Source organism: Agrobacterium salinitolerans (assembly GCF_002008225.1).
In the GTDB taxonomy this organism is placed as follows: domain Bacteria; phylum Pseudomonadota; class Alphaproteobacteria; order Rhizobiales; family Rhizobiaceae; genus Agrobacterium; species Agrobacterium salinitolerans.
The window spans coordinates 136,851-157,646 of record NZ_MRDH01000021.1 but is presented as its reverse complement, the minus strand read 5'-3'; the positions used below and the strand labels follow the sequence as shown (position 1 = coordinate 157,646).

General features: G+C 59.6%; 22 protein-coding genes and 2 pseudogenes. 15 read left to right on the top strand and 9 right to left on the bottom strand.

Annotated elements, in window-relative coordinates; all coding sequences use genetic code 11:
* Nucleotides 1-77: 77 nt before the first annotated feature.
* From BS627_RS14925 to BS627_RS14910, 4 genes and pseudogenes are all read right to left on the bottom strand, one after another.
* Nucleotides 78-551, bottom strand: a pseudogene (locus tag BS627_RS14925) (IS110 family transposase); the annotation flags it as partial.
* Nucleotides 552-898: 347 nt separating this feature from the next.
* A complete protein-coding gene (locus tag BS627_RS14920; RefSeq protein WP_131829423.1) occupies nucleotides 899-1,132 on the bottom strand; it encodes a hypothetical protein in 234 nt (77 codons plus the stop codon).
* A 127-nt stretch (nucleotides 1,133-1,259) separates the two neighbouring features.
* Nucleotides 1,260-1,634: a hypothetical protein gene (locus BS627_RS14915; protein WP_077983960.1), complete on the bottom strand. Its 375-nt coding sequence runs from the start codon at nucleotides 1,632-1,634 to the stop codon at nucleotides 1,260-1,262.
* An 11-nt stretch (nucleotides 1,635-1,645) separates the two neighbouring features.
* On the bottom strand, nucleotides 1,646-1,927 hold the full coding sequence (locus BS627_RS14910; RefSeq protein ID WP_205635501.1) for a hypothetical protein: 282 nt from the start codon (nucleotides 1,925-1,927) through the stop codon (nucleotides 1,646-1,648).
* Between the two features lie 142 nt (nucleotides 1,928-2,069).
* Here BS627_RS14910 and BS627_RS14905 point away from each other — a divergent pair, with 142 nt between their 5' ends.
* Complete coding sequence (locus BS627_RS14905) at nucleotides 2,070-2,456, top strand: transposase (RefSeq protein WP_276327093.1); 387 nt, start codon at nucleotides 2,070-2,072, stop codon at nucleotides 2,454-2,456.
* A gap of 76 nt (nucleotides 2,457-2,532) precedes the next feature.
* On the top strand, nucleotides 2,533-2,670 hold the full coding sequence (locus tag BS627_RS24595; protein WP_165691261.1) for a hypothetical protein: 138 nt from the start codon (nucleotides 2,533-2,535) through the stop codon (nucleotides 2,668-2,670).
* A 267-nt stretch (nucleotides 2,671-2,937) separates the two neighbouring features.
* Here the strand turns inward: BS627_RS24595 and BS627_RS14900 are convergent.
* Together BS627_RS14900 and BS627_RS14895 are read right to left on the bottom strand one after the other, a co-directional pair.
* Nucleotides 2,938-3,408, bottom strand: a pseudogene (locus tag BS627_RS14900) (DUF1612 domain-containing protein); the annotation flags it as partial.
* Nucleotides 3,409-3,461: 53 nt separating this feature from the next.
* Nucleotides 3,462-4,370 carry a hydrogen peroxide-inducible genes activator gene (locus BS627_RS14895; RefSeq protein ID WP_077983959.1) on the bottom strand — a complete coding sequence of 303 codons (909 nt, stop codon included), beginning with the start codon at nucleotides 4,368-4,370 and terminating at the stop codon, nucleotides 3,462-3,464.
* A 208-nt stretch (nucleotides 4,371-4,578) separates the two neighbouring features.
* On the opposite strand from BS627_RS14895, the gene katG reads away from it, so the two are divergent.
* Nucleotides 4,579-6,750, top strand: a complete 2,172-nt coding sequence (gene katG / locus BS627_RS14890) for a catalase/peroxidase HPI (protein ID WP_077983958.1) — start codon at nucleotides 4,579-4,581, stop codon at nucleotides 6,748-6,750.
* A 155-nt stretch (nucleotides 6,751-6,905) separates the two neighbouring features.
* Here the strand turns inward: katG and BS627_RS24590 are convergent, their stop codons facing one another.
* A complete protein-coding gene (locus tag BS627_RS24590) occupies nucleotides 6,906-7,082 on the bottom strand; it encodes a hypothetical protein (protein ID WP_077983957.1) in 177 nt (58 codons plus the stop codon).
* Nucleotides 7,083-7,298: 216 nt separating this feature from the next.
* On the opposite strand from BS627_RS24590, the gene BS627_RS14880 reads away from it, so the two are divergent.
* A complete protein-coding gene (locus BS627_RS14880; protein WP_202048355.1) occupies nucleotides 7,299-8,192 on the top strand; it encodes a helix-turn-helix domain-containing protein in 894 nt (297 codons plus the stop codon).
* Nucleotides 8,193-8,309: 117 nt separating this feature from the next.
* On the opposite strand, the gene BS627_RS14875 is transcribed toward BS627_RS14880, so the two are convergent.
* Nucleotides 8,310-10,430 (bottom strand): TonB-dependent siderophore receptor, encoded by a 2,121-nt coding sequence (locus BS627_RS14875; RefSeq protein WP_077983955.1) that lies wholly within the window; start codon nucleotides 10,428-10,430, stop codon nucleotides 8,310-8,312.
* Between the two features lie 221 nt (nucleotides 10,431-10,651).
* Here BS627_RS14875 and BS627_RS14870 point away from each other — a divergent pair, with 221 nt between their 5' ends.
* From BS627_RS14870 to BS627_RS14845, 6 genes are all read left to right on the top strand, one after another.
* A complete protein-coding gene (locus BS627_RS14870) occupies nucleotides 10,652-11,662 on the top strand; it encodes an iron-siderophore ABC transporter substrate-binding protein (protein WP_077983954.1) in 1,011 nt (336 codons plus the stop codon).
* Nucleotides 11,659-12,702 carry a FecCD family ABC transporter permease gene (locus BS627_RS14865; RefSeq protein WP_077983953.1) on the top strand — a complete coding sequence of 348 codons (1,044 nt, stop codon included), beginning with the start codon at nucleotides 11,659-11,661 and terminating at the stop codon, nucleotides 12,700-12,702. The genes BS627_RS14870 and BS627_RS14865 overlap by 4 nt, the downstream gene beginning before the upstream one ends.
* Nucleotides 12,699-13,739: a FecCD family ABC transporter permease gene (locus BS627_RS14860; RefSeq protein WP_077983952.1), complete on the top strand. Its 1,041-nt coding sequence runs from the start codon at nucleotides 12,699-12,701 to the stop codon at nucleotides 13,737-13,739. The genes BS627_RS14865 and BS627_RS14860 overlap by 4 nt, the downstream gene beginning before the upstream one ends.
* Entirely contained in the window at nucleotides 13,736-14,560 is an 825-nt protein-coding gene (locus tag BS627_RS14855) for an ABC transporter ATP-binding protein (protein WP_077983951.1), read from the top strand. Before BS627_RS14860 ends, BS627_RS14855 begins: the two co-directional genes overlap by 4 nt.
* A gap of 61 nt (nucleotides 14,561-14,621) precedes the next feature.
* Nucleotides 14,622-14,903, top strand: a complete 282-nt coding sequence (locus BS627_RS14850; protein ID WP_077983950.1) for a type II toxin-antitoxin system RelE/ParE family toxin — start codon at nucleotides 14,622-14,624, stop codon at nucleotides 14,901-14,903.
* 55 nt (nucleotides 14,904-14,958) lie between these two features.
* The gene (locus BS627_RS14845) at nucleotides 14,959-15,258 is read left to right on the top strand and encodes a HigA family addiction module antitoxin (protein WP_035264270.1); all 300 of its coding nucleotides are present in this window, start codon (nucleotides 14,959-14,961) and stop codon (nucleotides 15,256-15,258) included.
* Nucleotides 15,259-15,277: 19 nt separating this feature from the next.
* Here BS627_RS14845 and BS627_RS14840 read toward each other — a convergent pair whose 3' ends face one another.
* A complete protein-coding gene (locus BS627_RS14840; RefSeq protein WP_077983949.1) occupies nucleotides 15,278-16,150 on the bottom strand; it encodes a helix-turn-helix transcriptional regulator in 873 nt (290 codons plus the stop codon).
* Nucleotides 16,151-16,284: 134 nt separating this feature from the next.
* Here BS627_RS14840 and BS627_RS14835 point away from each other — a divergent pair, with 134 nt between their 5' ends.
* The 5 genes from BS627_RS14835 (at nucleotide 16,285) to BS627_RS14815 (ending at nucleotide 20,787) form a co-directional block, all read left to right on the top strand.
* Entirely contained in the window at nucleotides 16,285-17,499 is a 1,215-nt protein-coding gene (locus tag BS627_RS14835; protein WP_077983948.1) for an amino acid ABC transporter substrate-binding protein, read from the top strand.
* 70 nt (nucleotides 17,500-17,569) lie between these two features.
* Nucleotides 17,570-18,442, top strand: coding sequence for a branched-chain amino acid ABC transporter permease (locus tag BS627_RS14830; RefSeq protein ID WP_077983947.1), 873 nt, complete (start codon nucleotides 17,570-17,572; stop codon nucleotides 18,440-18,442).
* Entirely contained in the window at nucleotides 18,439-19,347 is a 909-nt protein-coding gene (locus tag BS627_RS14825; protein ID WP_077983946.1) for a branched-chain amino acid ABC transporter permease, read from the top strand. The genes BS627_RS14830 and BS627_RS14825 overlap by 4 nt, the downstream gene beginning before the upstream one ends.
* A complete protein-coding gene (locus BS627_RS14820) occupies nucleotides 19,344-20,072 on the top strand; it encodes an ABC transporter ATP-binding protein (protein WP_077983945.1) in 729 nt (242 codons plus the stop codon). Before BS627_RS14825 ends, BS627_RS14820 begins: the two co-directional genes overlap by 4 nt.
* Nucleotides 20,065-20,787, top strand: a complete 723-nt coding sequence (locus BS627_RS14815) for an ABC transporter ATP-binding protein (RefSeq protein WP_077983944.1) — start codon at nucleotides 20,065-20,067, stop codon at nucleotides 20,785-20,787. The genes BS627_RS14820 and BS627_RS14815 overlap by 8 nt, the downstream gene beginning before the upstream one ends.
* Nucleotides 20,788-20,796 lie beyond the last annotated feature (9 nt).

The following is a 20,796-nucleotide window of genomic DNA, read 5'->3' as shown; positions in this document are numbered from 1 at the left end:
CAATGGTTGGCCCAGCAGCGACCTCGATGCACTCATGCCGTGGAATTACACGCGCTGAACGGTCTCAGCTTGCCGCTTACGTTCTGTTTCTTCAGCAGTGGGTTGGAAAGGTTCTTTGCCCTGTTGTTCGCGGCCGTCCTGTCCTTGATGAGGGCCAGCCGTGCCAGATGCAACTCTTTCAAGTCATTGCAGATTTGCGTGTTGGCCTTAAGGATGCGCGGTTCAAGAAGCGCGCCGTAACGGGCCAGCAGTTCAGCATCGATCCTGTCCGTCTTGGCGAGCCTGCCGGTGGCTTCACAAAAGCGCCGTGCAAGACGGGGATTGACCCTGGAGAGCGGCAATCCGTTTGCTGCCATGAAGCGTTCAAAGGCCTTGTGATAAGGGCCGGTGGGTTCGTAAACGATGCGCTCCACGCTCTTTGCGCCGATCCACTTCAGGATGGCGCTGAAGCCCTTACGATCGTTGGTGACCTTCAACGCTTGGCCGTCTGGCAGGCTGTGCAGGTCGATATGGTCTTTCGAGATGTCCGCGCCGATGGTAATATCCGTCATCTTTTCCGTCTCCCATGCTTGTCATCCGAGTCCGAGGCTCGGGTATCCGTTCAGGACGATTGGAAAAGATGGGGGCGATCATACTCTAGCTCGGCCCGGCATTCGTTAGAATGGCGACCTGCGCGTCACCGATCCGTCCCCCATCGCCGGAAGAGGATTGCACTCCTCTCCGGCGCTTCTTTATCTCACAAAGAAGCGTCGATAGTCATAAGACAAGCGCGTACCGCATCCCACGAGATGTCAACCTTCCGACTAGCCGGCATTGTACCACGCGGTGTCGATTGCGACATGCGCATCACTGCCGCAACGAATCCCCGTCTGTCAAAAGCTAAAAAACGTATATAAAATCAAAGAATAATTGATTTGTTTTTATATATTTCCTCTATAACTCGATCAACATCGATATCTCCGTCAGCATTTTCGAATTCAGTAGAATAGAAAATGTAGTTCGACCATGCGGAATCGGGAGATAAATCATTGATCTCATCTGTGATTTTGCCCAGCTCCTCCTCAGTATCGGGAACTGCGACCAGCTTTTTGATGAGATCCTTTAGTCTGGATTTCGCTGAATCATCGGCCATCATTTACCTGCGATATGATTGAGTGGCGTACTGGTGACCCTGATCCAGCTAAAATTTATCCATATAGGTAAGTTCGTATGTGTACCGGATGGCACAACTGGAAAAAGCCTTGTCTCAGACTGCGTTCTTATGAAAAAGTACCTCTGTTCATAGAATATCGGGCTATCCACCCTTCATCGCTGTAAAGTTCACCCGTGAGACCGTCGCTGGCCGTAGCTAAATCAACTGGAGGAATCCCTCCGTTTAAAACAACCGGGAAAGACGAATCACCTCCCTTTTCAATCAACCAAAGAAAATTGTGAATAGCTCCGTCGATTTGTGTCAATATAATACTCTTGATCGCTTCCCTCTGATCTTGATCAAATTGATCGAGTAAGGCTCGTAATTTTTTCCCCGAAATAGAATTGATTTTTCCCGAGACCATTCCATCATATTCTAAAATCGTTTGGTCTCGAACATCTTTCATAAGCAATCTTCCAAAGGTATCTAAGTCCTGCGTCATTCGATCACCTCCTATTTCTTCCAAGGAATATCGGTGGGTACACGAACACCAGACGCGCGCAGCGCTGCCAAAGATCGTGCAACTAATGTTCGTGCGAGCGTTTCGTCTGCGCCGCCAGCCTTCAAGGCTTCTACTGCAATACGTGTATGCTCCGCTAGAGTATTTGGTTTTCCCGTGCGAGCAAGTTCAGTGAATGCCTGTCTTTGATAAGATGTCATGTCTGCATGGCGTAAACCGTAGGTATTCATAAACTCCTGACTAATCGAGAATCCGTCTTTTGGGTTATAGTTCATGTGGTTCTTAAACGCAGCTTTAGCATGAACATGGTGGCCACCTACCTCAGCATATCTTCCCGCTTCCTGGGCGATATCCTTTGCCGGGCTCGAACGTCAGGTCCGTCTGCTTGCGAAGGATGACGCGGTGTGCCGACTGCTGATGACGATGCCGGGGATTGGGGCGGTCGTCGCTTTAACTTTCCGATCCGCCGTCGATGATCCTGGACGGTTCTCATCGTCCAAGAAAGTTGGTCCATGGGTTGGCCTTACACCATCGCGCAACCAGTCCGGGGAGCGCGATGTGATCGGCGGCATTACGCGAGCTGGCGACGCCAATCTGCGAAGAGCCCTGTGCCAAGCGGCTAACGTCATGATACATCGGGGTCGCTCGACATGGCTGAGAAGCTGGGCTGCACAGGTTGCCAAACGCCGAGGTGCAAAGCGCGCGATGGTGGCCTTGGCAAGGCGCATCGGCACAATCCTGCACCGGATGTGGAGGGATGGTACGGAATTCTCCACAGTCCCGTTGATCGCCAAATCGGCCTGAGCGTTTATAGCAGAACCATGTCGTTGATGTCTGTCTGACCGCAGACCTTCGAGGTCTCAACCGGGACGCGGTTCCGATGATGTCGTGGTCAGGACTGTCGCCGGCCTCGGTCGAGCACGCCAACGAGATGGGCACATCGGAATTGCCGCACTGGACCAGCATCATGTTGGCAGCCATCGCGCTGACCACGGACCGAAGCATGAACCCGGGGTGACCTCAAACGAAGGGCAAAGCAAGCCAGGCATCGGCGAAAGGGAATTTGTCGGATTATTTGCCGCATTGGCAGCCTGACGGCGCTGCTGCGGTCCTTACATTTTGCTTGACTGGAACGGCCCCGTTACCGAAGTCCTGAGCCTAGGAACATAGCGATAGGTTGCATCTCAAGCAATCATATCGCCGGTATTTTTGCCGGTCCATGACCAACCAGAGAGCGTGGACCGACTATGAGGCCAGCGATATTCCAGACCACGATGTCAGGTCGCTATCTGCTTATTACAATACACCGGGCCCGAAACATCCGCCCCGTCTTCTCGCGCATCCCGAGCTCGCTAACTATCCGACGCGCCGCCTGCAGCGTGACATCCAGCGTCTTCGCCACGATCGTTGCTGATGCGAATGGCTTCGCCATAACGAGCTCGACAAGTTCCGGCAGCTTTGAAGAGGCCCGGCGCCCGCCCGGTTTTCTGTCGAACATCGTTTTTACCACGGTCAGCCGGTCATGCTCATTCATGCCGATCTCGGCGGCCGCCAAAAATCCATCGGCGACGGCAAGGAGCCGCGTGCCTCGATTACGATGCCGGCGCCGATCGACGGGGATGGTTTTCAGGCCGAGATTGATGGCGGCGAGGCGAAGGCCGGTGGTGATGCCAGCTTCCCGCAAGATTGAGGCAGCAAAAAGCCGGCCAAGCCAAGGTGCATGCTGCAGGACGGAACGCTCGTTCCAGGCATCTAGATGCCGTAATGGTCCGGCACCTCATAATTAAGCCCGTTGGGTGGCGGATTTCTTCAGGCGGCGGCCGCCAGCTTCTGGAGGCCGCATTCGCGGACGATCTCCGCAATATGGGCGAACTGCGCCGAGAGCGGATTGCTCTTACGCCACACGATGCCGATGGTGCGGGAAGGACGAGGCTCCGCCAGTCGGAACACAGAGACCGTGGATTGCCTTGTCTCCATGTCGACCGCCATCTGCGGAATAAGCGTGACCCCGATGCCGGCGCCGACCATCTGCACAAGGGTGGAGAGCGAGGAGCCTTCCATCAGCACGCGCGGCGGCGCATTGGTCGTGCTGCAGAAGGAAAGCGCCTGGTTGCGGAAACAATGGCCTTCTTCCAAAAGCAGCAGGCGCATTTCGCCCAGCTTGTCGGCGCTCGGCACCGGCATGCCCGCATCCTCCATAGGTCGCACCAGGATGAATTCCTCCGAAAACAGTGGAACTTCCTCCAGGGCCGGCTCCGAGACGGGCAGGGCGACGATCGCCATGTCCAGCCGGGCTTCCAGAAGGTCGTCGATGAGTTTCTGCGTCACCGCCTCGCGCGGGCGGGCCTCCAGTCCGGGATAATGTCGCGTGAGTGTCTTGATAATCTGTGGTAAAAGATAGGGTGCGACGGTGGGAATGACGCCGATGCGCAGGCGCCCGCTGAGCGGCCCATGCCGCGCCCGCGCCAGATCCTGCAACTCATCCACCGAACGCAAGATCGAGCGGGTTCGTTCGGCGAATTCCTCACCAAGCGCCGTCAGCCGGATTTGGCGGCTGCTCCGTTCGACGAGCGGCGCGCCGATCAGTTCTTCCAGCTCCCGGATCTGCAGCGACAGCGCCGGTTGGGAAATCGCGCAAGCCTCCGCCGCCCGGCCGAAATGGCCGATCTTGGCCAGCGCATCGAAATAACGGAGATGTTTCATGGAGAGCGCAATCATAAGCTCAGCATATCGCAGCCTTTAGAATATACAATTGGAAATTATGGAACCCGGCTGTTAGTCATCTTCCTGACAGAAAGAGGCTGTAGCTGTGAGAGGTTACCAGCGTCGCTGCACGGTTTCCCATGACCAACTGCTGGCTCTGGCTTCCACGCTGCACATGTCGAATTGATTATTGGTTTAATTGTCAAACCCATCGGAGGGCGAAATGGACGCAACTTCAAAACCGGCTGGCAAGTGTCCTGTCATGCACGGAGGCAACACGGCCTCGGGTAAATCGGTGACCGAATGGTGGCCGAACGCGCTGAACCTCGACATCCTGCATCAGCACGATACCAAGACCAATCCGCTCGGCACCTCCTTCAACTATCGCGAAGCCCTGAAGACGCTCGACGTCGAGGCGCTGAAGGCCGATCTGCGAGCGCTGATGACCGACAGCCAGGACTGGTGGCCGGCCGACTGGGGCAGCTATGTCGGCATGATGGCGCGTGTTACCTGGCATGCGGCGGGCTCCTACCGCGTGACTGACGGTCGCGGCGGCGCCAACACCGGCAACCAGCGTTTTGCCCCGCTCAATTCCTGGCCGGATAACGTCAACACCGACAAGGGCCGCCGCCTGCTGTGGCCGATCAAGAAGAAATACGGCAACAAGATTTCCTGGGCGGATCTTATCGCACTCGCCGGCACCATCGCCTATGACGTCGCCGGTCTGAAGACCTTCGGTTTCGCTTTCGGTCGTGAGGATATCTGGGCTCCGGAAAAGGACACCTATTGGGGTGACGAAAAGGAATGGCTGGCGCCGAGCGACGGCCGTTACGGCGATGTGACCAAGCCCGCGACGCTGGAAAACCCGCTTGCCGCCGTGCAGATGGGCCTCATCTACGTCAACCCGGAAGGCGTCAACGGCAAGTCCGATCCGCTGGCGACCGCCGCACAGATGCGTGAGACATTCGCCCGCATGGGCATGGACGACGAGGAAACCGTGGCTCTGACCGCCGGCGGTCACACCATCGGCAAGTCGCATGGCAATGGCAGCGCCGCCAACCTCAGCCCCGATCCGGAAGCCGCCGGCCCGGAATATCAGGGTCTTGGCTGGATGAACACCAAGGGTCGCGGCATCGGTCGCGACACGGTGGTGTCGGGCATTGAAGGCGCCTGGACCAGCCATCCGACCAAGTGGGACAACGGCTTCTTCGACATGCTGTTCAAGCATGAGTGGACGTTGACCCACAGCCCCGCCGGTGCATCGCAATGGGCGCCGATTACCATCGCCGAGGAAGACAAACCCGTGGACGTCGAGGACGCCTCGATCCGCACCATTCCCATGATGACCGATGCCGACATGGCCCTGAAGGTCGATCCGATCTACCGCGAGATTTCGCTGAAATTCAAGGACGATCAGGACCATTTCTCTAAGGTTTTCGCCCGTGCATGGTTCAAGCTGACGCATCGCGACATGGGTCCGAAGTCCCGTTATTTCGGTCCGGACGTTCCGGCGGAAGACCTGATCTGGCAGGACCCCATCCCCGCAGGCTCCACCAGCTACGATGTCTCCGCCGTCAAGGCGAAGATCGCGGCGTCGGGCCTTTCGGTTGCCGATCTGGTTTCGACCGCCTGGGATAGCGCCCGCACCTTCCGCGGTTCGGACAAACGCGGCGGCGCCAATGGCGCACGCATCCGCCTTGCACCGCAAAAGGACTGGGAAGGCAACGAGCCCGCCCGTCTTTCCCATGTGCTCTCGGTTCTGGAGCCGATTGCCCGTGAAACCGGCGCGAGCATCGCGGATGTGATCGTTCTGGCCGGTAATTGCGGTGTGGAACAGGCGGCGAAAGCGGCTGGCTTCGACATTGCCGTGCCTTTCGCGGCCGGCCGTGGCGATGCTTCCGCCGAGCAGACGGATGCCGACAGCTTTGCCCCGCTTGAGCCCCTGGCGGATGGTTTCCGCAACTGGGTCAAAAAGGACTATGTGGTCAGCCCTGAAGAACTGCTGCTCGATCGCGCGCAGCTTCTGGGCCTGACCGCGCCGGAACTGACCGTGCTCATCGGCGGCCTGCGCGTCATCGGCGCCAATTACGCCGGTACGGCCCATGGCGTGTTCACCGACAAGCCCGGCGCGCTGACGACGGACTTCTTCACGACGCTGACGGATATGGCCTATTCCTGGGTTCCGACCGGCAACAATCTCTATGAGATTCGTGACCGCAAGACCGGGGCAGCCAAGTATACGGCGACCCGCGTTGACCTCGTCATTGGTTCGAACTCCATCCTGCGCGCCTATGCGGAAGTTTATGCGCAGGATGACAGCAGGGAGAAATTCGTGCGTGACTTCGTCGCCGCCTGGACGAAGGTGATGAACGCCGACCGTTTTGACCTTCTGTAAGAAAAATCCGGCTGTTTGAGAATAAACACCTCCCCGAGAAATCGGGGAGGTGTTTTTCGTTCTATCGACCGCCAAGGCGCAACGTTTGCCGCGACGGTGAAAGATTGCGGGACGCCTTATAGGCCCGCATTATCTTGTTTGCGCGGACGGTTTTCCTATCGCCGGTCCGAGGACGGAACCGGTTTGCCGGTCGGGGTTTTTCCTGCGTCTGGCGACGGTGCTTTGCCGTCCTTCTCGTTTTCATGCGCGTCCGGCCCAGCCACGATCACGCCACGGCCGTTCTCTTCACGCTTCTTGTCTGCGAAGTCGCCCGGTTCCTTCTTGCTGTCCATGGTAATCTCCCTTGTTGCACTTCTGTCAGGAGTTCAACGGCCGTCATGAGCAGAGGTTCCAGCGCGGTCGCCGCAGCGAATGTTTCACTTTATAACGATCTTTGCTATTAACATGAATTGATGAGTCATGTTAATGGGGCGGAGCGGGATGACTGGCGTGGTGCGCGCGCCCTTTCATACGCTTACCCCAGACCCGACAACCGGACGGTACCCGCATTGAGTTTCTGGCATTCCATGACCTGGCACACGGAAGGCATCAGCGTCACCGCGCCGGTGAAATGGCGCCAGTTCGACGGACTAGTCAGTGCTTTCTGGGAAGCGGAAAGCCAGATGGGAGCCAAGGGTTATTATCTGGCCGCCGATCCGCGTATCATGATCTTTTTCAACGATGTCTCCTCGCGCATCAGCATGTCCAACCGCAATGGCGAATTTACCAACCATTCGCGGCCGATGACACGGGCGGTTTATGTGCCCGCCGGCGTGCCGATGTGGACGAGCAGCAGCGCTACCCATCGGTTCTCGCATCTCAACCTGCATATTCATAAGGACCGGTTGTTGCGCTTCCTGTCACCGTCGGTCGGCAGTTCCGCGGCGATGTCGGCGCTGCGTCGCCCGGTCGAGATACAGGACATCGGTTCGGTGGAAACCCTTGCCGGCCTGCTTGTCGATGAGCTCTCCGAACCCTCGAAACATGCGGTCTATGCGGAAAGTCTTGTCGGCAGCATCGTTGCCGGCCTGCTGGATATTCCCGGCCCAGCGCCGGAGCAGGCTAATGGCAGGCTGACGCAGGCGCAGTTGAACAAGCTTCTTGCCCAGGTCGAAAAACGTGGCGACGACCGTATGACGGTTGCCGAGATGGCCGATATCGTCGGGCTTTCGGAAAGCTGGTTCGCCACCGTATTTCGCCAGACCACCGGCAAGACGCCGCTGCAATGGCAATTGGAGCGGCGCATCAATGCCGCCCAGAAACTTCTGCTGGAAGGCGATCTGACGGTGGCCGATATCGCCGCCCAGCTCGGCTTTTCCGATCAGGCCCATCTGACCAAGGCTTTCCGCCAGTCCGTGGGCAACACGCCCGCCGCCTGGCGACGTCTGCACAAGCTGCTTTGACGGGGCGAGATCGGTGTCTTGATGCGGGCTGGTTAGATCCTCGGGACAAGCCCGAGGATGACGTGATGTGTGAGGAAATATATGCAATATTCTGAAAAATATTGCTAATATAGATTTTCACCACGTTTTTCGCAAGGTCACGGAAAACGCCCGGCCGGGATTATAAAAGTCAGCGCCGAACCCGCCATAAGAGACGTGTTTTTCGTTGAAGATGTTGGAAACATTGACGTCCAGCGAGGCGGTTTCCTGAATCTTGTAGCTGAACGCGGCATCCACGGTCACGCTGCTTCCTGTTTCGACCTTGTTGGCATTGTCGAAATAATAAGCGCCGGTGTAGCGGCCGCCGAGACCGAAGGTCATGTCGCCGAAATGGTCGTTGCCAGCAAGCGTATAATTGACCCACAATGAAGCCTGATGCTCTGGCACGAATTGCGGCCGGTTGCCGACATTGCCGCCGGTGCCGTTTTCCGTGATTTCCGCGTCGAGATAGGAATAGGCCGCCGTCAGGCTGAGATTGTCGGTCACTTCCGCCTTGGCTTCGAGATCGAGACCGCGCACGCGTACCTCGCCGATGGTGGTCGGCAGGCTGGTGATCGGGCTGGTAACGGTAATGTTGTTCTTCTTCAGATCGTAGATCGATGCGGTGAACAGGGCCGGGAAAGCGTCGGGCCGGTATTTCACCCCGAGTTCGATCTGCTCGCCGCGTTCGGGCTCTACCGTCAGGCCGGATGCGGGCACTACCGATTCGGCATAGCTGATATAAGGCGCGATTTCGTTGGTGACCTTGTAGGACACGCCGATGCGCTTGGTCAGTTCGCTGATGTCGCCGCTGGCCGTCGTGCCATTCAGCCGATTGGTCTGCTCGGTGTCGATCCAGTCGTTGCGCAGGCCGGCGCTGACGATCAGCCTGTCGAAGAAGGTGAAGTCCTGCTGGAGATAGATCGCCTTGGTCTTCTGGTCCGTCAGGGAGTCGGCATAGAGCGGCACGGAAGCGGGTGCGCCGGTATAGACCGGGTTCATCCAGTTGATGCTCGGCGCAGCACCGAAGTAGCTTTTGCTGCCGGATTCGTAGTTGTTATAAAAAACGCCGACGAGGCTGCGGCTTTCGACATTTTCAACCCGCGTGTCATATTGCAGGCGTGTGTCGATCAGGAAGTTTTCGGTCTCGGTGTCGTTTCCGAAATAGGACCGGTTGGCGATGGTCGAACCGTTGGTCGGTGTCGACGAGATATAGGCGTAACCGAAGTCCGTATTCGCCTTGCTGTAGCGCGCATTGGAACTCAGCGTCAGGCCGGAGCCGAAATCGTGGTCGAACATCACGCTCAGCGAATTGCGGTTCGTGCCGCGATAATTGTAGTCCGGTTCGCCGAAGAAGCGGCTCCGGTCGAAATGCGAGCCGACGGGATGGCCGCCCCCGCCCGGAACGCCATCCTTGTTCAGATGATCGTAAACCACGGTAAGGCTGGTGACGTCCGTGGGGCGCCAGGTTAAGCCGCCCATGAAGAATTTCTCGTCGTCGCGGGAATAGTCATATTCCGCATCGGCATTTCTGAGCTTGCCGGTCAGGCGATAGGACAGCGTGTCGTCGCTGGTGATATTGTCGCCAAAGTCGAAGCCGGTTTCGGCGCGGCCATAGGAGCCGCCGGTGACATAGGCTTCACCGAAACGGGTGCGTTTCGGCACCTTGGTGGAATAATTCACCGAGCCGCCGGGATCCGAGACGCCAAAGGTGGTGGAATTGCCGCCCTTCAGCACTTCCACGCGCTCATAGGCATAGGTTTCTTCGCGCAGCGCGCCGAAGGGACGGCCAAGCGTCAACCCGTCGCGATAGGTATAGGCGTCGAAACCGCGAATCTTGAAATAGTCGAAACGGTCGTCGGAGCCGTAAAAATCCGTTGTCACACCGGCGGTATATTGCAGCGCCTCTTCCACGCTCTGCGCGCCGCGCTGCTGCATTTCCTTGGCGGTGATGACGGAAACGGAGGCCGGTGTGTCGAGAATATCGGTCGCCATCTTGCTGCCGCTCGTGGTGCGGGTGGCGACAATGGACTTCTGGTCATTGTCGCCGCTTTCGATGGTGATGCGCTCCAGAACCGTGCTGCCGCCCGTGTTGGCAGCTTCCTGCGCCAGCAGGGAGCCGGGCAGGGTAGCGACAAGCGCCGTGCAGGCAAGCAGCGCCGCATCCTGATAACGACGTCGCGTGGTTTTGCGGTGTCTGCCTTCGGTTTCGATATTCATTGGTATGTTCCAGACGTTGATACCCCGACCGCCGCTTGCACGGCCCACTCTCGAAGTGCCCAATAACTTGAGAAAGTTTGTCCGGTATTGTAACTTTTTGCGGTTTTGTACAAAACCCCGGAAATTTCACCGCTGTTGCGACGCCATTTCCTGCCTGGGCTTGACGGGGGCAATTGAAGCTGAGAGTTCAAGTCCACTTTTGAACTTTTGAGAGCTCGCCAATGCTTTGCCCGTTCCGCTGCCTCGTGCCGGTATTTGTGCTTTTCCTGTCGATGATCGCGCCGAATATGGCCTCGGCGGAGGAGACAACCCGCTATCCCATCGTCATCAAACATGCGTTCGGCACGACCACGATTGCGAAGAAACCGCAGCGGGTAGCGACTGTCGCCTGGGCCAACCATGAGGTGCCGCTGGCCCTCGGCATCGTACCTGTCGGCTTTGCGGCGGCCAATTTCGGCGATGATGACGGCGATGGCCTGCTGCCATGGGTGGCGAAGCGGCTTACCGAACTCGACGCGGCAAAGCCTGTTCTGTTCGACGAGGGTGACGGTATAGATTTCGAGGCCGTTGCGGCGACGCAGCCGGATGTTATCCTTGCCGCCTATTCAGGCCTCAGCCGGTCCGACTACGATACGCTGAGCCAGATCGCCCCAGTCGTCGCCTATCCCGTTTCTCCCTGGGCAACGGACTGGCGCGAGATGATCCGGCTGAACAGCGCCGGGCTTGGCATGGTTGCGGAAGGTGAGGCGCTCATCAAACGCATCGAGGGTGAGATTGCTGAGGTCGTTGCCGGCCATCCGCAGCTGAAGGGCAAGTCGGCCATGTTCGTCACCCATCTCGACGCCACCAATCTCAGCGTCGTCAATTTCTATACGGCCAACGATACCAGGGTGAAGTTTTTCGCCGATCTTGGGCTTGCCTCGCCGAAAAGCGTCTTGGAGGCGACGAAGCCGGGGCAATTCGCCGCTGGCGTCAGCGCCGAGCGTGTGGATGCCTTTGACGATGTCGATATCGTCGTGACCTATGGCAGTGAGCCGTTGCTGAATGCCATGCGGGCCGATCCGCTTCTCGCGCGCATGCCGGCCGTTGCCAATGATGCGATCGTCATGCTGGGCCGCGATCCGCTTGGCACCGCCTCCAACCCCACGCCGCTGTCGATTTCGTGGGTGTTGAAGGACTATGCCGATCTTCTGGCAAAGGCTGCCGACAAATCCTCCGGGAAATCGCAGTGACATTGTCCGGCCCTGGCAAAGCGACGGCCGCGCTGCTCGCCGGCCGCTCCAACCGCGTGCGAACGGCCTGGCTCGGTGCGGTGCTGGCGCTTCTCGCACTGCTATGTGCGCTCTCCGTCGCCATCGGCACGCGTGAGGTCTCTTTTGCGGATATTGTTGGTGGGCTCAGCTGCCGCGTCGAGACGGTTGCCGAGGCGGCCGTCGCGGTGCGCGTGCCGCGCACGCTGCTCGCGCTCCTTTCCGGGGCTGCACTCGGGCTGGCCGGGGCCATCATGCAGGGCGTCACCCGCAATCCGCTTGCCGATCCAGGCATTCTCGGTGTCAACATGGGGGCGTCGCTCGCCGTCGTCATCGGCATTGTCTGGTTCGGTATCGCCACGGCGCAGGCCTTCATCATGGTCGCGATTGCCGGGGCGGGGGGATCTGCGGTTTTCGTTTATGTCGTCGGTTCGCTCGGGCGAGGCGGGGCGACACCGCTGAAACTCGCACTTGCGGGCGCCGCCACCTCCGTCGCCTTTTCCTCGCTCGTCATTGCCGTCGTGCTGCCGCGTAGCGATATTGCCGGCGGCATCCGTTCCTGGCAGATCGGCGGCGTCGGTGGGGCGACTTTCGAGCGCATCGAGACCGTGCTGCCCTTTCTGGCCGCCGGCTTCATCATCAGCCTGCTTTCGGCGCGCAAGCTGAATTCTCTGGCGCTCGGAGACGAACTCGCCGCCGGGCTTGGCGAGAATGTTGCGGTGGCCCGAGCCGTAGCCTCCTTCGGTGCCATTCTGCTCTGCGGTGCGGCTACCGCCATTTGCGGGCCGATCGGTTTTGTCGGGCTGGTGGTGCCGCATCTCTGCCGCCTGCTCGTCGGGGTGGACAATCGCTGGCTTTTGCCGTTCTCGGCACTTGGCGGGGCGTGCCTGCTGCTTGCCGGCGATATTGTCGGGCGCATCGTGGCGCGGCCGTCGGAACTCGATGTTGGCATTGTCACCGCCCTTGTCGGCGCGCCTTTCTTCATCTGGATTGTCAGACGCCAGCGGGTGCGTGAATTGTGACCATATCCGCTCCCGTCATCGAAAATCTCGTCTTCAACCGCCATACACGTCAGCGCCGACGTCGCCTTGTCATCGCCGCCCTGTCGGTGATCCTGATTGCCGCTTTCGCAATTACGCTGATGCTCGGACAATCCTTCACGCCGCCCGGCGATGTCATTCGCGTTCTGTTGGGGGAGGACATTGCCGGCGTCACCTTCACCGTCGGGCAGTTGCGCCTGCCGCGCGCGCTGCTTGCGGTCCTCGCTGGCCTGAGCTTCGGGCTCGGCGGCGTCGCCTTCCAGATCATGCTGCGCAATCCGCTCGCCAGCCCCGATATTATCGGCATCAGTTCCGGCGCAAGTGCGGCAGCCGTTTTCGCCATCGTCGTTTTGCAGATGAGCGGGCCGCTAATCTCGGTCTTCGCCGTCACCGCCGGTCTCGGCGTCGCGCTTCTCGTCTATCTCCTGTCCTTCCGCAACGGCGTGGCCGGAACGCGGCTGATCCTCGTCGGCATCGGCGTTTCAGCCATGCTGGAAAGCTTCATCGCCTATATACTCTCCGTTGCGCCGGCATGGACATTGCAGGAGGCAATGCGCTGGCTGACCGGAAGCGTCAATGGCGCGAAAATCACGCAACTGCTGCCGCTCCTCATCGCGCTCATCCTGTTCGGCGGCCTGCTCCTCAGCCGGGCGCGTGACCTGGAAGCGTTGAGATTGGGTGACGACGCCGCTGCAGCGCTCGGCGTGCGGGTGGGACGAACCCGTATCATCGTCATCATCGCCGCAGTCGGCATGATCGCCTTTGCAACGGCGGTCTCGGGTCCCATCGCGTTTGTCGCTTTCCTCTCCGGGCCGATTGCGGCGCGCATCGTCGGCAGCAACGGCTCGCTGCTCCTTCCTGCGGCGCTGGTTGGGGCGGCGCTGGTGCTGGTGGGAGATTATTGCGGCCAGTTTCTGTTGCCGGGCCGTTATCCGGTCGGCGTCGTTACCGGCGCGCTCGGTGCGCCCTATCTGATTTACCTTATCGTGCGGGTCAACCGCAGCGGAGGCTCGTTATGACCGGCCACTCCCTTTCCGTGAACGGCCTGTCGGCCGGCTATGGCGAAAACCTCATCATCGAAGGGTTGGATCTCACCGTTCCACGCGGCAAGATCACCGTCATCGTCGGCGCCAATGCCTGCGGCAAGTCCACCTTGCTGCGCAGCATGTCGCGGCTCATTACGCCACGCGCCGGTCAGGTTCTGCTCGATGGAAAATCGATCCATCGTATTGCCTCCCGCGATCTCGCACGGCACATGGGCCTTTTGCCGCAATCGCCGATAGCGCCGGAGGGTATCGTGGTTGCCGATCTCGTCAGCCGTGGCCGGCACCCACATCACGGCCTCTTCGCCCGCTGGTCGCGGCAGGACGACGAGGCCGTCGCCGCAGCCCTTGTCGCCACCGATACGGTGGAACTGGCCGAGCGGCCGGTGGACGAGCTTTCCGGCGGCCAGCGGCAACGCGTCTGGATCGCCATGGCGCTCGCTCAGCAGACAGACATATTGCTGCTGGATGAACCGACCACCTTCCTCGATATCAGCCACCAGGTCGAGGTGCTGGATCTTCTGACCGACCTCAACCACGCCCGCGAGACCACCATCGTCATGGTGCTGCACGACCTCAATCTCGCAGCCCGTTATGCCGATCATCTCGTTGCCATGAGGGACGGGAAGCTGCATGTGTTCGGCACGCCGGAAGAGGTGCTGACGGAAGAGAATGTCCGTCACGTCTTCGGCATCGAAAGCCGGGTCATCGAAGATCCGACCTCGGGCAAGCCGATGATGCTGCCGATAGGGCGGCATCGAACGGTGGCGGGGGTGGCAATAGGTGTATCTCTTTAAGATACGACCCTGTTGACTTCTGTGCGTATCTGTTTATGATACCAACATCACGAGGCCAGCAATGATCCGTTCCTTCAAAAACAAGCTGACCGCATCGATTGACGACGGATCTGTGAAGAAGGGCTTTCCCGCCGATCTGGTACGCCGCGCCCAGCAGCTGCTCACGATCCTGGATGCGGCGACCACGGTAGAAGACCTTCGCTCACCGCCCGGCAATCGTTTGGAAAAGCTGTCCGGCGATCGTGAGGGCCAATATTCGATCCAGATCAACAAGCAGTGGCGCATCTGCTTCGTCTGGACGGAAGCAGGACCGGAAAGCGTGGAAATAACCGACTATCACTAGTCTGGAATTCTCATCGAGAGGCTCATGAAAAATCGGCCAAGGAGGGCCAGCGAGCATGACAATCAGCAAATCGCCTCCGATCCATCCGGGCGAAATCCTGCGGGAACTCTATCTTGAGCCGCTGGGGATGTCGGCTTACGCTCTTGCAAGGCACCTCAATATTCCGCGCACCCGCATAGAACGGATTGCGGGAGAGAAACTTGGTATCACCGCCGACACCGCCTTGCGCCTTGCAAAATTTTTCAAGACCACACCGGAATATTGGCTGAACTTGCAGAACGCCTTTGACATTAAGGCGGCGGCTGCGAGGCTGGAAGCAGACCTTGCCAATATCAAAGAACTGGAAGCGGCCTAATTCTCAGCCGCCTGTCAGGTCACGGCCAGGCCGCATAAGATGGCGGCGGAACCTTCTGCATTCGCGTTGCCGTTCTCCTGAAACGGCCGGGAGACGTGCCCTCGTTGCGGGTGAAGAAGCGATTGAAGTAGCCGGGGTCCTGAAAGCCCAATCGGAATGCGATTTCAGCGACTTGCAGCGATGAGTTCACAAGAAGGTCGCGCGCTTCGAACAGCAGTTCCCGGTGAATATAGGCCTGCGGCGAAAGCCCCGTCGCCTTGCGCACCGCAAATCCCAGCCGTTCACGGTTGACGCCGAGTTGCCTCGCATAGTCTTCCACGCCCCATTGATCGCGTTTGTGCTGGCTGACCAGCAGCACAAAACGCTCGGTGAGACTGCCAGGCGTGGAGACGGCTGCGGCAATATCGGCGATGGCGTGCTGGCATATGCGAATGAGGGTGACGGAGAGGAGGCTGGTGATGATCGTGTCTGAACCGGTTGTCGCGCGGACATTTTCGCTGGCGATGGTCTCGAGATAACCCGCCAGTTCCTGCCGGTCCCCCTCCGCCGGCGTCTGCGTCAGAACACGTTGCAATATATTGCGAACAGCGCTTGCGCTCGTGCCGGTGGGCATCGCATGGGCAAGCCCGATTTCCGTCGTCTTAAGCAGCGATCCACGGCTTCCGGCATTCAGCCGTAGGCGGCCGTTAGGACCGATGGGCAGCCAGATCAGCCCTGGTGCCGGGACAGGCAGCGTCTTTTCACCCTGTATGATTTCCGCTTCCCCGGCGGACAGGAGAAGGAGATGGGCGCTATCCGATTCCAGCCGGAACTCGGATATGCGCAGCGTCGAGGCGAGGGTGCGCGCCGTGATCTCCACGCGATTGCCGGCGATCTGGCTGTGCAGCGGCATTAGACCTCCAAAAGTACAATAATGCGCTACATTAGTGCATTTTATATGCGGCTGTCATTGCTAAACTTCGATCAGCGCAGGGGAAAGCCTTGAGGAGAACGGCAACCCCGACAACGCGCTTTGGGAGGAACATCATGAATAATCTGAAGCGCAGAACGCTGTTCTGCCTGCTCTCCAGTGCTGCCCTGTCGGCGGTATTTTTCGGTCACGCCAATGCGCAGGACCGCACCTCGGTGAAGATCGGTTACGCCGTCTCAAAAAGCGGCGCCAACGCCACGGGCGCCGGCATCACCACCATTCCCAACTACAAATTATGGGTGAAGGAGGTCAACGATGCCGGCGGCCTCACCCTGCCGGATGGCAAGCGCCTGCCGGTGGAAGTGGTGGAATATGACGACCGCTCCTCGGCCGAGGATGCGGTGCGGTTCACCGAGCGTCTGGCCAGCCAGGACAAGGTCGATTTCATTCTGCCGCCCTGGGGAACGGGCTTCAATCTGGCCGTCGCTCCGCTCTACGACCGTTTCGGTTATCCGCAGCTTGCGGTGACGGGCGTCACCGACAAGGCGCCCGATTTCGCGGCACGCTGGAAAAAGAGCTTCTGGATGCTCGGCGGCGGCCATGACTATGCCAATGCACTGGCCGATGTTTTGAAAGCCGCACGCGATGCCGGCCAGATCAACGACAAGGTCGCGGTGATTTCCGTGGCTGACGGTTTCGGCATCGATCTCATCAAGGCCGCGCGGCCGGCGCTGAAGGAAGCGGGTTTCACGCTTGCTTACGACAAGACCTATCCGGTCGGCACCTCGGATTTCGCAGCACTTGTGAACGAGGCGGCGGCGAGCGGCGCGGACAGCTTCATTGCCTTTTCCTATCCGCCCGACAGTTTCGCGGTGACGAAACAGGCGCAGACCGCGCGATTCAACCCGAAGGTTCTTTATGTCGGTGTCGGCGGTGCTTTTCCGATCTTCCCGAAGGTCTCCGATGGCAAGCAGGAAGGCGTGATCAGCATCGGCGGCGTCGATGGCAGCAGCGACAAGATCGAGGATTATTTCAAGCGCCACGAAGCCTTCATCGGCGCCAAGCCGGACAGCTGGGCAAGCGCCATCACCTATGCGAGCCTCGAAATGCTGGCCCAGTCCGTTCAACGTGTCGGCCTTGATAAGGCGGCGGTGGCGAATGAGCTTTCGACGGGAAGTTTCGAGACCGTCATCGGCCCGGTCAAGCTTGAAGACAACCAGCTTCGCCAGCTCTGGTGGGCGGGGCAATGGCAGGGTGACCGTTTCGTGGCGATTGCGCCCGCAGACCGCCCGGGCGCAGCGAAGCCGGTCATTCCGAAGCCGCAATGGTGAGCCTTTGCCGGCCGGGGCCGTAAACCCCGGCCGGAAGGCTTCGGCCATGTTCCATACTGGAGACATTCCCTTGTTTTTATCCACCCTCATCTTCGGTTTGATGCTGGGAGGGACCTATGCGCTGATCGCGCTTGGACTTTCGCTGCAATACGGCATCGCCCGCATCATGAACCTTGCCTATGGCGAAGTGCTGATTGCGGCTGCTTTCATCACCTTCGTGCTGTTTTCCGCCTATGGCCTGTCGCCGCTCTGGTCGCTTTTCATCATCGTTCCGCTCGGTTACGCCCTGTCTTTCGTCATCTACCGGGTCATGATGCGGCCGCTGGTGCGCCGTTCGGGCGCGTCCGGCCGTCTGGAAGTCGATTCCATTCTGGCGACCTTCGGGCTGCTCTTCGTTATCCAGGGCATCATGCTCGTGGCGTTCGGCGGCAACTACCATTCCTATTCCTACCTCTCCGATGGCGTCGACGTCTTCGGCACGACAGTGGCGCTGAACCGGCTCTTGTCCTTCGGCCTGTCGGTCGCAATCGGTGGCGGGCTTTATCTGGCGCTCACCCACAGCCGCTGGGGCCTCAACCTGCGGGCGGTTGCGCTGGCGCCGAGGTCGGCTCCGCTGGTCGGCATCGATGTGAACCGCGTGGCCTCGATCGGTTTTGCGCTTGGCGGCGCACTCGCCGTGGCAGGCGGGATGATGATCTCTATGTATCAGACTTTCTCCGCCTCCTATGGTGTTGTCTTCACCATGAAGGCGCTTGTCGTCGTCATCATGGGCGGTGTTGGCAATCTGCTCGGCGCGCTGGTTGCCGGCCTGATGCTCGGCCTCGTGGAGACCTTCGTGCTTGTTTATGTCGATCCCGGCCTCACGCTTGCCGCCACCTATCTGCTTTTCCTTGTGGTGCTGCTCTGGCGTCCGGAAGGCATTTTCGCAAGGAGGGGCAAATGATCCCGCTTCTCATCGGCCTTGCCGCAACCGCGCTGCTGGCGCTTTCCCCCTTCTTTTTCGATGCCTATGGCGTCGGTGTTATCATCGGCCTTCTCGGTTATGCGACGCTTGCCTCCGCCTGGGCGATGTTCTCCGGTCCGACGCGGTATATTTCGCTCGCCACCGTCGCTTTCTTCGGTGTCGGGGCCTATACGGTTGCGGTGCTGAGCGAAGTTTTACCATGGCCGCTCGTCCTCCTGAGCGCGGCCCTTGTCGGCGCGTCGCTGGCGCTCGTCGTCGGGCTGTCCACACTGCGCGTCGCCGGCATTTATTTCGTGATCTTTTCCTTCGGTCTTGCCGAACTCATCCGCCAGCTCATCACCTGGTACGAGGTGAATGTGACCGGCACGCTCGGCCGCTATATCTTCCTGCCGCTGGAGCCGCAGCATGTGCTCTGGCAATTGCTGGCGTTGGCTGTCATTACCCTCCTGCTGTCGACGCTCATCGACCGCAGCAAGCTCGGACTGGCGCTGAAGGCAATCGGCGACGACGAGGTTGTGGCCGCCCATGCCGGCATTAATCTCGCACGCACCAAGCTGACGCTTTTCGTGCTGTCGGCCACGATCATCACGCTTGTCGGTGCCATTCAGGCCCCGCGCTGGGTCTATATCGAGCCGGCCATCGTCTTCAATCCGCAGGTCTCGTTCCTCACCGTCATCATGGCACTGCTTGGTGGTGCCACACGACGCTGGGGATCGATCCTCGGTGCGGTGCCGCTTTTCCTGCTGTTCGAGTGGCTGGGTGCCAACTTCCCCAATCATTTTTCCATCATTCTCGGCGCTCTCTTCATCCTCATCGTGTTCGTGCTGCCGGATGGCGTGCTCGCGGCGCTCGAGAAGTTGCGCAAAAAGGAGAAAGCGGCATGAGCGCCGTTCTCGAAATCACCGATATCCGCAAGACCTTCGGCGGGCTGAAGGCGGTGGATGGCCTTGGTCTTACCATCGAGGCCGGCGAAGTCGTCGGGCTGCTCGGGCCGAACGGTTCCGGCAAGACGACGCTGATGAATCTCATCTCCGGGGCGTTGAAGCCGACCGAAGGGTCGATCCGGCTCAAAGGGCAGGAGATTGCGGGCAGACGGCCGGATGTGATTGCGCGCGCCGGCGTGGCGCGCACCTTCCAGCTCGTGCGGCTTTTGCCGTCGCTTTCCCTGCTCGAAAACGTTGCCGTATCGGCCATGTTCGGCCCGCAACGGCTTTCGCGTTCCGAGGCGGAGAAGGTTGCGCGCGCCTGCCTTGAAAGGATTGGTCTTGCCGGGCGGGAGACGATGCCGGCTGGCGATCTCACCTATATCGACCAGAAACGCCTTGAACTGGCGCGTGCGCTGGCGGGTGAACCGAAGCTTCTGTTGCTGGATGAATGGCTCGCGGGCCTCAATCCCACCGAACTTCAGGAGGGAATAGCGCTGATCCGGCGGCTGGCATCGGAGGGTACGACGATCTTGCTGGTGGAACATATCATGGCCGCCGTGCGCGCCCTTTGCTCGCGCTCGGTGGTCATGGCGGCCGGTCGCAAGATTGCCGACGGGCCGACAGCAAGGGTGCTTGACGATCCGCACGTCATTTCCGCCTATCTGGGAGCGGCACATGCTTGAAATAGACGCACTGACAATCCGCTACGGCAAACATCTCGCGGTTGACGGCATATCGCTCAATGTCGCCAAGGGCGAAACGGTGGTGCTGCTCGGTGCCAATGGAGCCGGCAAGTCGTCACTGCTGAAGGCGGTCGGCGGCATGGTTGCGGCAGCCGCCGGCGACGTGCGCGTCAATGGCGAGTCGCTTGCCGAGGTTCCCGCCCATCAGATCGTGGAGCGGGGTGTGGCGCTGGTGCCGGAGGGGCGCGGAATTTTCGCGGCGTTGACGGTGGAAGACAATCTCCGTCTCGGAGCCAATCCGCGCCATGCCCGTTCAGCGGAAAAGACGACAAGAGAGCATATTTTTTCGCTGTTTCCGCGGCTTGCGGAGCGGCGGCAGCAGCTTGCCGGCACCATGTCCGGCGGCGAGCAGCAGATGGTCGCCATCGGCCGCGCGTTAATGTCGGCACCAGATTATCTGCTGCTGGATGAACCGAGCCTTGGCCTTGCGCCCATCGTTACACAGGAACTTTTTGCCGCTTTGGCGGAGATCAAGAAAAGCGGCCTTTCCATTCTGCTCGTCGAGCAGAATGTGCGCGAAAGCCTCGCGCTTGCCGATCGCGGTTATTTGCTGGAAGCAGGACGGATCGTCGGGGCAGGCACGGCTGAAGCCCTGTCCGCCGATCCCGCCGTGCAACGGGCGTTTCTTGGCGGCACCACCGCCGCCATTGTCTGAATTCAGGAG